A 14227-nucleotide genomic window follows, 5' to 3' on the forward strand; every position below is an offset into this window, starting at 1 on the left:
TCGAGACCCGCCTGGGCCGCGACCCGCAAGCCGATGAGCGGCTGGCTCTCGAAAAAATCAAAGGGCTGCTCGAAAATGAGAGGTTTCTCTTTAACTCGAATTTGAGTCCCGCTGACCTTCAGGCCGTCGCGGCGCACAATTTTTTCACCAATAAGCCCATCACGGTTGCCGATGCCGCCGAGCTGCAGAACCCTGATACCCTGCTCCTGCGGGTATTTCAGGAAGCGGGCTACATCAGCTTTCTGACTGTGGGCGGGAAAGAAAACCGGGCGTGGCCAATCCGCGATGGCGTCTCGGCGTGGGAAGCTGCAGGCACGATTCACACGGACCTACAGAAGGGTTTTATCCGCGCCGAGATCATCAGCTTCGCCGATTTCATTCAGGCTGGCGGCGAAACTCAGGCCAAACGCGCCGGAAAGCAACGGCTCGAAACTAAACAGTACAAAATGCAGGATTACGACGTGGTCAATTTTCGGTTTTCCAAATAAGCGGCCTCATTTCACCCTTTCCGCCCGTGGCCGGTTCGAGTTAAACTGGACGTGTGGCCATGCTGAGCCGATGGAGCCTCGTTCTGTTTGCGCTGCTGGCCGCCGGGCCGCAAGTCCGGGCGGCCAGCGCAGGCGAAAATCGCGCCTTCGACTCAGCGTCCAAGGATTTCTCCAATGGCATTTGGGACCGGGCGGAGAGCGAGTTCGGCGCTTTTCGCCAAACCTTTACCAACTCCAGCCGCCTGCCCGAGGCGGTTCTGTTCCAGGCCGAGGCGCGCTTCCAGCGCACCAACTATGACGGCGCGATGCAGTTGCTCTCAGCCTACCAGGATTTCGCAGGCAATCTGGGTGACGAATATCTGTTCTGGCAAGGACAGGCCGCCTTTGAAAAAAGGGATTTTAAAGCCGCTGCAGACCTGTTTGCCCGGCTGGTTCATGTGTTCCCCGCTTCCCCTCGCCGGCTTGAGGCCGCGCTGCGCCAGGCCAACTCTTACGCGCTGCGGTCAGATTGGGGGCGCGTGGCGCAGTTGCTTGAGCAGACCAACGGGGTATTTCAAACGGCTGCCCGCACTAATCTCGCATCGGAGCTGGTCTCGCGCGGCTTCCTCCTGCTGGGCGAAGCCCAGATAGCTGAGGGCAATATCGACGCCGCACAGAGCGCTCTCAAAGCCATTGGCGCCGCTGCTCTAGACCCGGAACTCGCCTGGCAACGACAACAGCTCTTCTGCCGCGTTTCCCTGGCTCGAGGCCGGCTGGAGGAAGCATTCCAACAAAGCACAAATCTCCCGGCACTGGCTGCGGCCTCGAAAAAGAGCTATTTGGAGGCCGAAACGGCTGCCTTTCAAGCAGACATCCTCGAACAACTTGGCCGAACCCAGGAGGCCATCGCGGCGTACCAACGAAATCTTGGCGAAGGTGTGCCAGCCGGACGCCAGCGCCAGGCTTTGCTCAAAATCACCCAACTCTCCCTGGCTCAAACAAACGAAAGCCCAAAAGTGTTCGCGGTAAAAATTGCCGAAGCAGCCCAAACCTTGGAAAAGTTCCTCGCCCGCGCGCCGCTCCCGGATTCTGCGGACTTGGCGCTCCTCACCCTGGGCGAGTTGCGCTTGCGCCAATATGAAGCCGGACAGCTTGCCAACGGGCTGACCGGCGCCGCAACCAATGCGCTCATCGCGACAAATTACCTCCAGGAAGCTATCTCCGCCTTCGAGCGGTTTACCACGAATTTTCCCAAAAGCTCCCGGTTCGGCAAGGTAGAGCTCGATCTGGGCTGGTGCTTTCTGCGCAGCACCAACTTGCCCGCAAGCCAGGCCGCTTTCCGGCTTGCCGTTGAACGCCTGCCGGTGGGGCTCGATCAGGCCATCGCTTATTTCAAACTGGCTGATGTCGAGTACCTCCAAACCAACTTCCCTGCGGCTATTTCTAATTACCAGGCCGTCATCGACAAGTTCGCCGTGCTGCCACAAGCTCGAACCAACCTCCTGGAGCCAGCCTTTTACCAGATCATTCGCGCCGGTTTAGCCTCTGGCAATCTGCCTGCCGCCACCAACGCTCTGGCGCATCTTTTGCATTCATTTCCCGATGGCTTTTATTCCGACCGCGCCGTGCTGCTGACCGGCCAGGCCATTGGACCGCAAAATCCGGCCGGGGCGCGGCGGCTATTCCTTGATTTTGCACAGGGCTATCCCGCCGACCCGTTGCTGCCCGAACTCCAATTGGCCATCGCCCGCACGTACGAACTGCAAAACCAGTGGACTAATGCCATTCCCCAGTACGATCAGTGGCTGGCCCAGTTTACTAACAATCCCGCGCGACCACGCGCCGAGTACTTCCGCGCCCGGGCAGATTTCGAAGCGGGCCGTGAAACCAATGCCTTGCGCGCATTCACCGCTTTTGTGGCCGACTACCCCACCAATGAACTGGCGCCGATGGCCCAATGGTGGGTAGCCGATTACTATTACAGCGCCGGAAACTTTTGGGAGGCGGAGAAAAATTATCAGCTCTGTTATCAGAACACCAACTGGCCTCCATCCGAACTGAGCTACCAGGCCCAAATGATGGCGGGGCGCTCGGCCTTCGGACGGCAGGGCTGGAAAGATGCGCGCGATTATTTCACCACCCTGGCCCTCAACACCAACTGCCCTGCCGGCGTGCCGCCAGAAACTTTTAACATGCTGCGGGCTCAGGCCTTTTTCGCCCTGGGTGATACCTTGCTCGCCCAGGATTCAACCAACCGCCTCGCTGATGCCCAGGACGCCATCAGCGCCTTTAACCAGATATTCTATTTGTGCCCCAGCAACCAACTGGCTGTCCTGGCCTGGGGCGAGAAGGCCAACTGTTTTCTTACCTCGCAGGATTATGGGGCTGCTTCCAATGCCTTCCAAATGGTGCTGGATTCACCCTTAGCCGCGCCCGCCGCCCGCAGCATGGCCAAGGTCGGCCAGGGGGTCATCCTGGAAAAATTGGCCGAGCAAAAATCCGGCCCGGAACGCGGCCAACTGTTGCTGCTCGCCAGCAATTCTTACCTCGACGTGTATGACGGCAAAATTCTTCGGGACGGTGAGAAGGCGGACCCTTATTGGAAGCGCAAGGCCGGGATTGAGGCTGCCCGGCTTCAAGCCGAAATGAAACACCCGGGCGCAGCCCGGCGCATTTACCAGGACCTGCGCGATCCAAGGTTCGAGGATAAGATCAACGCCCTTCAAGCCCAGGAAACTGAGGCCACCCGCAAAGACTGACGCCCTTTCGGCTGCGCTGTCCGGCGTGGCGCGCGCCGGACAGCGCCCGAGGCGGGCCGTTTCAACTGGCCCTTTCCAGACACAGAAGGTTTTTTCGAGTGAAGGCCACCGCGATGAGGCCCCCTCCCAGGAGCAAGCTCGCGGAGCCAGGTTCCGGCACCGGCTGCACGAGGAACTGCTGGCTCACGCCGCTAAACGGCGCCCCGCTGTAGAGAAAGGAAGTGCCGACAGGTGTGGTGGGATAATAAGGCGAGTCTCCCGCCAACGCTGCTGGTGTGTCCGTGCTGGTGAACTTAAAATCGAGCGAAGAACCTGGAGTTACCGGCGTCGTGGATGTGGTAAACCGAATGCTGTAGCCGTCGCCAGCCCCGATGTGAATGATATTATCTGTCCACCCGGTCGGTGGCTGTACGCTTGCGGGGCTGGTGGGCAGATAATTCTGGCCGGGAACCCACGCATACCAAAACGTCTCGATTTGATTGGGAGAGTTCGCAGCGTTATCCAGGGAGAGGGTGTAATCAAACAAGCCGCCCCCAGCGGACTGGCTGCTCAACTGAGCATTGGCAAAAAAGCCCTGGGCATGGAGGGCGGCGCTGCTGGCCGCCAGCAACAGGAGATAAATCGGCAGGGTCCGTCTCCTTTTCAGGGCGGTTGTTATGGAAGCTTTCCAGCAGCAAACACGCGCAAAGTTGAGTGGCAGCATGGTCATCATGTGGTGTCCTTTCCTTTTCAGGCAGTGAATGTAGTAGTAATTGGGCATCGTTCCTATGATGCGCCAACTCATCAAAGGTTCCCCCGTATTCTCTCTGGGGTTACCGCACCAACTCTGCTATTGCTTCGCGCAGGTCCGAGAATGAGAACGGTTTGTTGAGAATCGCATCCACCGGATTGCCAAAACCGTTGAGTTCTTCGGAAAAGGCCGTGATCATGATGATGGGCTGCTCGGGCGCTATCGCCTTGATCCTTGTGGCCAGCTCATTGCCGGCCATCCGGGGCATCGAGTAATCGGTAATCACCAGATCAAAGCGCCCCGGCGAAAACAAGTCCAACGCTTCCTTCCCGTCTCTCGCCTCGGTAACCAGGTGCTCATCGACGCACAAGAGCATCCTCACGGCCTCGCGTACCCCCGGTTGGTCGTCCGCAAGGAGGATGCGCTTCCCTAAAATTGGACCTGGCTGCATAGCACTGTAAAAAATTCATAAAGAGCAAGTCCGGAACCAACTCAGAATTGAGAATTGGCTTTATCTCGGAGCCCCAATGGTCGAGGCTGTGCCTTGGAGCGCAATTTGCTCTAAATTCGCTATGCCTGCTGAAACGCTGAATTGCCCAATGTGCGGTGCGCCAGCCTCAAGCGATGCAACCCATTGCGAACACTGCGGGGCGCGCCTGGCTACTGTCGCCTGCCCCTCCTGTTTTGCCATGATCTTTCAAGGGGCAAAATTCTGCTCCCATTGCGGGGCGCGGGTGGACCGGACGGAGGGGGAGGCAGCGGTCTCCGAGCGTTGCCCGCGTTGCCGGCTCGAGTTGAAAGCGGTGACGGTTGGCCGAGCCAAGCTGCTCGAATGCGAGAAATGCGAAGGGTTCTGGGTCGATGCGGCCTCATTAGACCAAATCTGCGCCGATCGCGAGCAGCAGGCGGCCGTGCTCGGCATGCCCGGCTCGGTTCAGCCCATCCAGTCCATTGCTATGGACCAGGCCGTGCGGTACCTCCCATGCCCAGTTTGCCACCAATTGATGAACCGGATCAACTTCGCGCATTACTCCAATGTGGTGGTGGAGGTATGCAAAGCCCACGGCACGTGGTTCGATAAAGATGAGTTGCGGCGCATTGTGGAATTCATTCGTGGCGGCGGGCTCGAAGCTTCGCGCCAGCGCGAGATCGAGGATTTGGAGCAGCGCAAGCGCGAGCTAAGCGCCACCCGGGCTGCCGGGGCCTGGGACGGTGCCATGGACCCTTCGAATCCCCGCGGCTTGTTCGGCGCCACGAGGTGCGACGACATGCGCCTGGGCATTTCTGCCGTGGCGGACCTGCTCCGGTCCATCTTCAGGTAGAGCACAGATTGGCGCTTGATCTCCGAAAGCCAGCGGCCCATTGTTGGCGTATGAAACAATTCAATCGACGTGAAATGCTCGTCCGCGCCAGCTTGGCAGCGGCTTCCTTTAGTCTCTTCCCCTCTGCGCTCAATGCGGCAGCCAGCCCCAAGAAACGAAAGGTCCTCTTCTTCTCCAAATCCTCCGGGTTCGAACACAGCGTCATTCACCGGCACGGTGGCGAGTTGAGCTTCGCGGAAAAATTGCTGCAGGAATGGGGGCCGGAGCAAAACGTTGAATTCACATTCTCCAAGGACGGCAGTTTGTTCAATCCGCAGTACTTGGAGCAATTCGACGCCTATTTCTTTGTCACCACCGGAGATTTGACCAAGGATGGCAATGATAAGAACCCGCCGATGAGCCCCGAAGGCAAGCAAGCCTTTCTGGATGCTATTCACAATGGCAAAGGTTTTATCGGCTCCCACTGCGCTTCCGACACCTTCCATAGTCCGAACTATGAGCACGCCGACACCCGCTATAAGGACGACTTGCCCGGCCAGATGGACCCGTATATCGCCATGCTGGGGGGGGAGTTCATCATCCATGGCGCTCAGCAAAAGTCACGGATCATTCCTATCGACATGCATTTCCCCGGCATGGAGGGTTTTTCGGAGGACTTCGGCCCGCTCGAGGAGTGGTACTCACTGAAGAATTTCGCGCCTGACCTTCATGTCATCCTGGTCCAGGATACCCACGGGATGAAAGGGGCGATGTACCAACGGCCGCCTTATCCGGAGACCTGGGCGCGCCATCACGGGCGCGGGCGCGTCTTCTACACCAGCATGGGGCATCGTGAAGACGTCTGGACCAACCCCGTCTTCAAAAAGCTTCTCCTGGGCGGTATTCAGTGGGCTACGGGCAATGAGTCCGCGCGTATTCGGCCCAATATCCGCAAGGCCGCGCCTGGGGCGTCGCAGAATCCGTCACCCGCCTGAACCATTTCGGGTGTCTTCTTGTGCAGGCGATGGGGGCTTTTCTTGCGGAGCAGGGAACCCACCACTATCGCGCTGCCTGGTTTCGGGCGCAAAAGGGGAAGGACCGGCTGGGATAGTCTCGGGGCGCGGAGGGGATGCGGGGGGCGCGGGCTTAGCCAGCTTCCATTGCTTTGCCAACTCGTCCAGAAACACAATCAGGAGGCTTTGAAGGCTGCGCTGCTGGCGCCTGAACAACCATGCCAGCAGGGGAAGGGCCAGGAGGATGAGCCACAGCCAAGTCAGGCCCCGACCGAAAAATCCGAGCGCGAGCAACTCGACGCCGGCCAGAAGGGCAAAGGCGGCACGGGCGGGGAGCGACCAGCGGCCTCGGAGCCGGCAGCGCAGCAGATGGTAATCGCGTGAGTGGTCTTCGACAACGGTGACGAGCTGGAGGCTGGTCCAACGCCCGCCATAAATCTCGACATCGTAATCACACCAGCCGATGTCGGCTTTATGCGGCCAACCTTGCTGTTCGAGGCGCCCAAGGACCTCAGCGATGAATGCAAGCCGATGGACCGGCGCGGGGCTCCAGTAATCCGTTTCGTTCAGTGGCTGATGGCTGTCGCGTAACGCAATCGAATCGAGGGTCTGGCGGGCTGCCAGGGGAGCGGGCCGCACCAGCAACTGGCCCTGATACCGAGCCCAGCCGCGCGCGATGGGCTGGAGGAAAAACAGCAGCGCCACCAGGGGCCGCGACCAAGGCCGTTTTTTTGCCTTGGGCAGCGAGGCCTGGGCCCCCGCCGCCGCGCAGACACCCAGCGGCAGGAGCAACGCGGTGATGGCTAGCGGGAGCAGATGATGAAGAACGGCCGATAGAATCCACAGCGGCACAACCACCAGCAGGTAATACTCCAGCGTGGTGCACAGCATCAGGCTGAGCGCCGGTTGAGAGGCGTAAAGGGATTGGAATCCAGCGCTTCCGAACAGGCCGCGGTAAACCATCGGCGCGCGCAGGAGCAGGCCGGAGTTTGAGGTGGCGTAAATCCGGCCACGCCACAGGCTGCCGCCAAACCAATTGAAGTACCCGGGATGCTTGCGGACCAGGAGCGCTTCTGCCTCCCCATAGCCGTGCTGTTGCTTCAGGTATTCCCGCAACGTCGAGCGGCGGTAATGCCAGACAAACGCGCCGGAACTGAACCCGAGCTTAAAACCAGCTTGCTGCAGGCGCCAGCACAGGTCCACGTCGTCGCCTGCCTGGTGAAAAATGGGGTCGAAGCCGCCCACCTCATCAATGGCGTCTTTAAAGAAGGCCATATTGCAGCCCGGGATGTGCTCGGCCTGGCGGTCCGTCAGCATGACGTGAGCCGGGCCTCCTGGAGAGACCAGGACCGCAGCGGCCAGCGATGAGTCTTCCGGCGGCATCAGGTTAGGTCCGCCGATGCCTTCAAAACCGCCGTCAAGTAATCCACCAACCAGGTAGTAGAGCCAGTCCTCATCCGCACGGCAATCGGCGTCGGTGAATGCGACGATTTCCCCGGTGGCAATCCCCAGGCCCGAATTGCGCGCCACCGACAGCCCAAGATTCTTCTCGTGCTCAATATAGCGGACGGCCGGATGGAGGAAGGCAATCTGCCGGGTAGTATCGCGCGAGCCGTCATCGACAAGAATGACCTCATAATCAGGATAATTGAGACGTTCAAGGGATTCGAGGCACGTTTGCAGAGTGCGCTCGGCATTGTAACTGGCCACGATTACCGAGACCTTGGGATAGCGGGGCAGGGGGAAATAAGGAGCGGCCCCAAAGGCGCGCTCGACCCTCCGGGCAGATTCCTTGGGCTCGCGTTGCGGCGTTGTCAGCCCCATCTGCCAGCCTTCGACGTGCTCGCCCTCGCGCCACCAATCATCGGTGTAACTGAAAACGACAGCCCCCGCGAGCCCGGCGCGAAAGGTTCCTTCGATTTGCCACGAGAGCATCTCGGCTTTGCGCGGCTCGCCTTCGCGCAGGGAGTCCACCCCAAGTTCTCCTAGCAGCAGCGGCTTGGATTCGGCAAGCATTTGCAGCCGCGCCAGATAGCCGCTGAAGGCGGGTCGCTGATGGAGGTAGAGATTGAAACAGAGGAAGTCGGGGCCTTGGGGCCGCAGGAACTCGGTAGGCGGGAAATTAGCGAAGGTAAACAGGGCATCGGGATCGACCCGGCGTCCTTCCTGGATGAGACTGTCGATGAAATCGGCCACGGCTCTGGCGCCGCTCCAGCGCAGGATATCGGGCGAAAGCTCGTTGGCGACGCTGTATGCGAAGATGGCCGGGTGCCGCGCGCAGGCGAAGACGGCGCGGCGAATGGCATGGCAGGCGGCCTCGCGCTGGCTGGCTGAATCCAGAAAGCACAAGTGGGAATTCCAGGGGATATCGACGAACAGCTTCAGTTTGTGCTCGATGGCCAGATCGAGGAGCCAGCGGGGTGGAGGCTGATAAAGGCGCACCACATTGGCGCCCATGAGCCGGATGCGCTCGAAATCCTTTGCGGTTTGCTCCGGTGAGGCGAACAGTTGGCCGGTTGGGTCGGGCTGGAAGGGTCCATAGGTCAACCCTTTGACGTAGAACTTCTGGTCGTCCAACCGGAAGAACTTGCCTGCCACGCTCACGCGCGATCGAAGGGGGGAGGCAAGCGCCATGGATTATTTTACTTCCAGATCGATGCCAAGCCGGTCGAGTGTCGAGCCTTCATCTATGCTGAGCTGCGAGAGGCTCTTATTATAGGTATCCAGGGCTTGGATTTCGCTGCCGCGCGCCGACGTGAGGTCGCGCTGGACCTGGAGCACGGTATAAGTGGTGCTCTTGCCACTCTGGAGTTTTTTCTGCTCAGCATCCAGGGCTGCTTCCTCGTACTCGCGGGCCGTGCGCGTAGCCTGGACCTGGTCAAAATTGGCGCGGATGGTTCCCACGTCGTTATCAATCTGGATCATGATAGCTTGTTCCTGTTTTTTGAGCGTTAGGACAAGCTGTTGCAGGTTGGCCTTGTCCGAACGGTAAGCATTGCGGGCCCGGATGTTGGTCAGTGGCACACTGATCCTGCCACCGTAAGTGTAAAAGCGCCGATCGAACAACTGCATATCGTAAAAGGCGTCGCTGAACTGTGGGCCGGTACCATTGTAACCGTAGGTGCCGAAGGCATCGAGCTCGGGGTAAAGCTGGTTGCGGTCGTATTTGAGTTGGATACCCTGGCGCTCGACATCGAGGCGGGCCTGCAGCAGGTCTGGCCGCTCGCTCAGCCCTTTGTTCCAACTGTCTTGCAAATTCACCACCGGCGGCGGGGCAGTGAGCGTACCGGAGGGCTCCAGGGCAATATAAGCCCACTCGCGGTACTGGTCGGTGATGAGCTGTTTCAGCACGCGCGCCTGGGTGTCGGCCTGGATTTGTGCGGCAATAACCGCAGCCCGGCTCGAGGCAGCCTGGGCCTCGGCGGATTGCAAATCCAGCGGAGCCAGCGCGCCGACCTCGAGTCGTTTCCTGTTCTCCTGCACCAGGCGCTCGGCCAATTCAACCGCTTTCTGCTGCACCACCACGTTTTGGCGGGAATAGATGAGGTCGTAATAGCCCTGCTCGAGCGCCGTCACCGTTTGCATGATCTGCAACTTGAGTAATAGCTCGGAGTACTTCAGGCGGTTCTTGGCCACACGAATCGTCAGTCGGTTGCTGTCAATCCAAAAATTCTTCAGTAAAGGTTGGGTGAGGCTGAAGGAGGCGGACCCCACGCTGTTGCGGAAGTCGGAGCCGCCGCTGGCGCCGTAGGTGTCAATGGCGCTGCCCGTAAAGCTGTATGTCGTGCCAATGGGGGAGGCGCCGGTGAGGCCCGAACTGAACCGGTTATCATCGCTTGAGGCCGAAGGGATGATAAAGCCGCCGGCCAGCAGTTGGCGTCCGCTTTCGCTGTGATCGTGCTGGCCCGATATCGAGAGAGTCGGGTCAAAACCGCCGTAGGCCTGGTTCAAAGTGAACAGGGCGATTTGTGGATTGTAGCGGTCGATCTGCAGGTCGAGGTTGTGTTTCAACGCCAGCTCGATGCAATCTTGCAACGATAAGCGCCGGGTTTCAATTGGAGCGTTCGTCTGCGCAGGCGCCAGAGTGCCGAACAGAGCCAAAGCCAACCAGATTCTAAGCAGTCTCATTTTGTGCAAAGATTGAAGAATTCAATCCATTTCGTCAAACAAACCTTATTGCCCACGGCGCGACAAGCCGAAACGCAACCTGCCAGCCCGTCCATTGGGCTTAGACGAGCGCAGTCGCCCACAGTGCCGCACCGAATAAAAGCGAGCGAACGGCCAGCCGCTCACCGATCCAGACACTGCAACGAGTCCAATTGTTTCACACTGCCACGTCGAACCGCGGCCAAATAAATAGTCAAGGGGCCGCCGCCCTTTTCAGACGATCCGCAATCGCCTGCCATTCACTTTTATACGGCAAGGCCTCGACAATAATCAACTCCGCCCCGGCGTCGTCGCACCGGTGTAATTCGGAGTAGAGCGCCCGCGCAAAGGCCTGAACATCGCGAGGCATGACGGAAAGACGCGCGAAGTCCTTTCCTGAAGGGATGCGCGTATGGGCGAGGACATGGATTTTATGCGGCCTGATGCCGGACTCAATGCTTCGAGTTCGCAATTCCCCTTCATCCTGCCACCGCCAAATGACCAGTCGGGCGCGGGGCGCATAGTGCTTGCGAAGCAGGCCGGGGCTGCGCGTAAGAGCGGCCCGGCTGGGGCCTCGCGCGAGCCGGCCTGTGACCGCCAGCAGGGCTTCTTCATGGATAATCCCGGGACGCAACAGGCGAGGCGGAGAGGCGGTGATGTCCAGCACCGTCGATTCAATGCCCACTTGAGCCGGTCCGCCATCTACAATCAGCGGAACCTTTCCACCCAGCGCTCTGAGCACATGCTCCGCCCGCGTCGGGGAAATCTGATTGGAAGGGTTTGCGCTGGGCGCTGCCAATGGGAAACCGCAGTATCGGATAAGGGCCTGGATAAAAGAGTGGCGCGGCCAGCGAATCCCAACGGTGGGCCCGCCGGCCGTGACCTCGTCTGGAATGCTCCTGGCCCGTGGCAGCACCAGGGTCAGAGGCCCGGGCCAAAAGGCGCGGGCCAATTTTGCAGCGAGGGGCGGCCACTGCGCGACACAGCTCTTGGCCATTGAAAGACTGGCGACGTGGACAATTAAAGGGTTGTGCGCGGGACGGTTCTTTACATTAAAAATCCGTGAAACCGCCTGGGCATCGAGCGCGTTGGCCGCCAGTCCATAGACCGTCTCGGTCGGCACCGCGACCACCTCACCCGCCTGCAGCAACTGCGCCGCCCGCTTGAGTGCCGCCCGAAACAACTCGGGCGCATCGGTACGCATCATTGTGCTGGCGTAGCGCTGCCCTTTTCGCATGGAGCGGGAATTTGCCCGTGAACTGTCCCGAAGGATACTCAAAAGATTTGTGGTTCCGGCCTGTGAATGGGATGCTGAGAGAGCGAATGGAAGTTAAAGTCAAAATATGCGGCATCACTAATGTCGAGGATGGTTTAGCGGCAGCGGAGGCGGGAGCTGATGCGCTGGGCTTTGTCTTTTGTGAATCGAGCCCGCGTCGTGTCTCGCTTGAAGCCGCCTCCGCGATCATCCGCCAATTGCCCCCTTTCATTATGAAGGTGGGAGTTTTCGTCGATGCCCCTGTCGAGCAGGTGTTCCGGGCCGTTAATGTATGCGGGCTGAGCCTGTTGCAGTTCCATGGCGATGAGCCGCCCGATTACTGCAATCAGTTCGGATTGATGAGCATGAAGGCATTCCGCATACGGGACGCCTCGTCGCTGGAACCGCTCCGCAGCTATCCGACTGAGGCCTGGCTCCTGGACACTTGTGTTGCCGGCAAACCGGGCGGCACAGGGGCAACCTTTAATTGGGAGCTGGCCCTGCCGGCAATGCGATGGGGCAAGCCAATCTTTCTGGCCGGCGGGTTGACTCCTGAAAACGTTGCCGAAGCCGTGCGTCGCATGCGGCCTTACGGAGTGGATGTATCAACCGGAGTTGAAAGGGAGCCCGGAAGAAAAGACGCGGCCAAAGTCAGAGCGTTCATCCAAGCCGCCAGAGTGGCCGCCAAAAGTTTGTAGGAGACGACTTGTAGGAGACGACGTAAGGAGTCTCTGATCAGCAACTTCCCGGTGAACCAAAGGGGGCCAGTCTTCGCGCTTGAGCTTTTTGCCCCGCTCGCTACCTTGCGACTCATGCCGATTTACGAATTTCATTGCGACAAGTGCAAACGGGACAGCGAACTCCTGGTGCGGTCCAGCAAATGGAAGGGCGCACAGTGTCCTCATTGCGGCTCGACCAAGCTCTCGAAGAAGCTTTCAGTATTTGCTTCTGCGGCCGCAGCCAACCCTGGCGAAGCATCTGCATGCAACGCCGCCAGCCCCGGCTCGTGCGGTTGCCATTGCAGCGGAGGACGGCATAACCACTGATGCCCTCCTTCGTCCCGGCCCCATGGTCGTCAACGGTATCGAACGAGCGTGTGCTGAATATTCCCCATCCGATTCGACCACTCCGATGGAGTGTGCGGGTCGTTATTGAGTAGTCCCTAACATGAACTACATCCTTAATCCCCCGATGCTTCTCCCTCTCCCCTTCGGGAGGGGAGAGGGGTCCCTCTGTGTGTAGTCCATCCCACGGTCCTCCCAGTATGCCGGGGTATCGAGCAAGAAAAGGAATACAATGAAGGCGATGAAGGCGAAGAGAATCCTTGCACTGACGGCTCTTTTCACCGGGCTGGCGCTGCCGGTCCGGGCGCAAACATTCGGCTTGGAAACCCTGGACCTGCAGTACATCGAGCAAGGCTGGGGTGAACCGCGCGCAAACAAATCCGTCGATGGCCATCCCCTCTTTCTGGATGGCAAGCGCTACGACCACGGCGTGGGCACGCACGCCAACAGCACCTTTCGTATCGCCCTGGGCGGGACTGCCGAAACTTTCATGGCCGTTGTAGGTGTGGACGATGAAGTGGGTGAGAAAGGCAGCGTGACGTTCAAAGTGATTGGAGACAGGAAGCTGCTCTGGCAAAGCGGCGAATTGCATGGCGGAGATCGTGCCAAAAAAGTTTCGGTGCCTCTGCGCGGGATGAAAACGCTGGTGCTCTTTGTGGATGGCGGAGCAGACATTAATTACGACCACGCGGATTGGGCTGACGCCAGCATCGTCATGGCCTCGGGCAAACCTCAAGCCGTTGCCCCGGCGCGCCAACCAGCGGTGGTTTTGACGCCCAAATCCGGCCCCAACCCCCGCATCAATGGCGCCCGGGTGTTCGGGGTGCGTCCCGGAGCGCCGTTTCTGTTTACGATAGCGGCTACTGGCCAGAGGCCCATGACCTTCAGCGCCGAAAACCTCCCATCAGGGCTCGAACTTGACCCGCAAACCGGTCGAATCACGGGTGGACTGAAAGAAAAGGGCATTTACACCGTTAATCTCAAGGCCGCCAATGCGCTCGGGACAGCCGCTCGCCCGCTGAAAATCGTTTGCGGCGACACGATCGCCCTGACCCCGCCGCTGGGATGGAATAGTTGGAACTGTTTCGGATGCGATGTGAGCGAAGACAAAGTGCGGGCGGCGGCCGACGCGATGGTCAGCAGCGGTTTGATCAATCACGGCTGGACTTTCATCAATATCGATGATTGCTGGGAAGCGGGACGCGACGCCGGCGGCAACGTGATGTCCAACAAGAAATTCCCCGATATGAAGGCCCTAACCGATTACGTCCACAGCAAGGGTTTGAAGATGGGGCTTTATTCATCCCCAGGACCAAAGACATGCGCCGGCCATGAAGGCAGCTATAAACACGAGCTGACATTTTGGCGCTAATTTATGGGAGGTTATTGGAGGTTCAGACCTTAGTTTTCCGCAGTGTTGCGCGGTTTTGCTGCTTTCAAGAGCTTTCCAACTCACAGGAGCGGTCCTCTGGGTGACTTTAAAATACCTTCG

General features: G+C 59.2%; 11 protein-coding genes and 1 pseudogene. 7 read left to right on the forward strand and 5 right to left on the reverse strand.

Features of this window, described 5'->3' with window-relative positions:
- The first annotated feature begins 236 nt into the window (after nt 1-236).
- Nucleotides 237-488, forward strand: a pseudogene (locus VG146_09525) (DUF933 domain-containing protein).
- A 59-nt stretch (nt 489-547) separates the two neighbouring features.
- Nucleotides 548-3226 (forward strand): tetratricopeptide repeat protein, encoded by a 2679-nt coding sequence (locus VG146_09530; protein HEV2392589.1) that lies wholly within the window; start codon nt 548-550, stop codon nt 3224-3226.
- Between the two features lie 61 nt (nt 3227-3287).
- Here VG146_09530 and VG146_09535 read toward each other — a convergent pair whose 3' ends face one another.
- Together VG146_09535 and VG146_09540 are read right to left on the reverse strand one after the other, a co-directional pair.
- Complete coding sequence (locus tag VG146_09535; GenBank protein HEV2392590.1) at nt 3288-4010, reverse strand: PEP-CTERM sorting domain-containing protein; 723 nt, start codon at nt 4008-4010, stop codon at nt 3288-3290.
- 28 nt (nt 4011-4038) lie between these two features.
- Entirely contained in the window at nt 4039-4407 is a 369-nt protein-coding gene (locus tag VG146_09540) for a response regulator (GenBank protein ID HEV2392591.1), read from the reverse strand.
- Between the two features lie 121 nt (nt 4408-4528).
- Here VG146_09540 and VG146_09545 point away from each other — a divergent pair, with 121 nt between their 5' ends.
- On the forward strand, nt 4529-5278 hold the full coding sequence (locus tag VG146_09545; protein HEV2392592.1) for a zinc ribbon domain-containing protein: 750 nt from the start codon (nt 4529-4531) through the stop codon (nt 5276-5278).
- A 50-nt stretch (nt 5279-5328) separates the two neighbouring features.
- Entirely contained in the window at nt 5329-6252 is a 924-nt protein-coding gene (locus VG146_09550; protein ID HEV2392593.1) for a ThuA domain-containing protein, read from the forward strand.
- On the opposite strand, the gene VG146_09555 is transcribed toward VG146_09550, so the two are convergent.
- The 3 genes from VG146_09555 to VG146_09565 all read right to left on the reverse strand — a co-directional run bounded on the left by VG146_09555 (nt 6241) and on the right by VG146_09565 (nt 11653).
- Nucleotides 6241-8904: a glycosyltransferase gene (locus VG146_09555; GenBank protein HEV2392594.1), complete on the reverse strand. Its 2664-nt coding sequence runs from the start codon at nt 8902-8904 to the stop codon at nt 6241-6243. The genes VG146_09550 and VG146_09555 overlap by 12 nt on opposite strands.
- 3 nt (nt 8905-8907) lie before the next feature.
- Nucleotides 8908-10398: a TolC family protein gene (locus VG146_09560; protein ID HEV2392595.1), complete on the reverse strand. Its 1491-nt coding sequence runs from the start codon at nt 10396-10398 to the stop codon at nt 8908-8910.
- Nucleotides 10399-10630: 232 nt separating this feature from the next.
- A complete protein-coding gene (locus VG146_09565; GenBank protein HEV2392596.1) occupies nt 10631-11653 on the reverse strand; it encodes an L-threonylcarbamoyladenylate synthase in 1023 nt (340 codons plus the stop codon).
- An 86-nt stretch (nt 11654-11739) separates the two neighbouring features.
- Here VG146_09565 and VG146_09570 point away from each other — a divergent pair, with 86 nt between their 5' ends.
- The 3 genes from VG146_09570 (at nt 11740) to VG146_09580 (ending at nt 14107) form a co-directional block, all read left to right on the forward strand.
- Complete coding sequence (locus tag VG146_09570) at nt 11740-12369, forward strand: phosphoribosylanthranilate isomerase (protein HEV2392597.1); 630 nt, start codon at nt 11740-11742, stop codon at nt 12367-12369.
- A 114-nt stretch (nt 12370-12483) separates the two neighbouring features.
- A complete protein-coding gene (locus tag VG146_09575) occupies nt 12484-12717 on the forward strand; it encodes an FmdB family zinc ribbon protein (GenBank protein ID HEV2392598.1) in 234 nt (77 codons plus the stop codon).
- A gap of 250 nt (nt 12718-12967) precedes the next feature.
- Nucleotides 12968-14107 (forward strand): NPCBM/NEW2 domain-containing protein, encoded by a 1140-nt coding sequence (locus tag VG146_09580; protein HEV2392599.1) that lies wholly within the window; start codon nt 12968-12970, stop codon nt 14105-14107.
- The last annotated feature ends 120 nt before the right edge of the window (nt 14108-14227 follow it).

It is taken from the genome of Verrucomicrobiia bacterium, from assembly GCA_035946615.1.
In the GTDB taxonomy this organism is placed as follows: domain Bacteria; phylum Verrucomicrobiota; class Verrucomicrobiia; order Limisphaerales; family UBA8199; genus DASYZB01.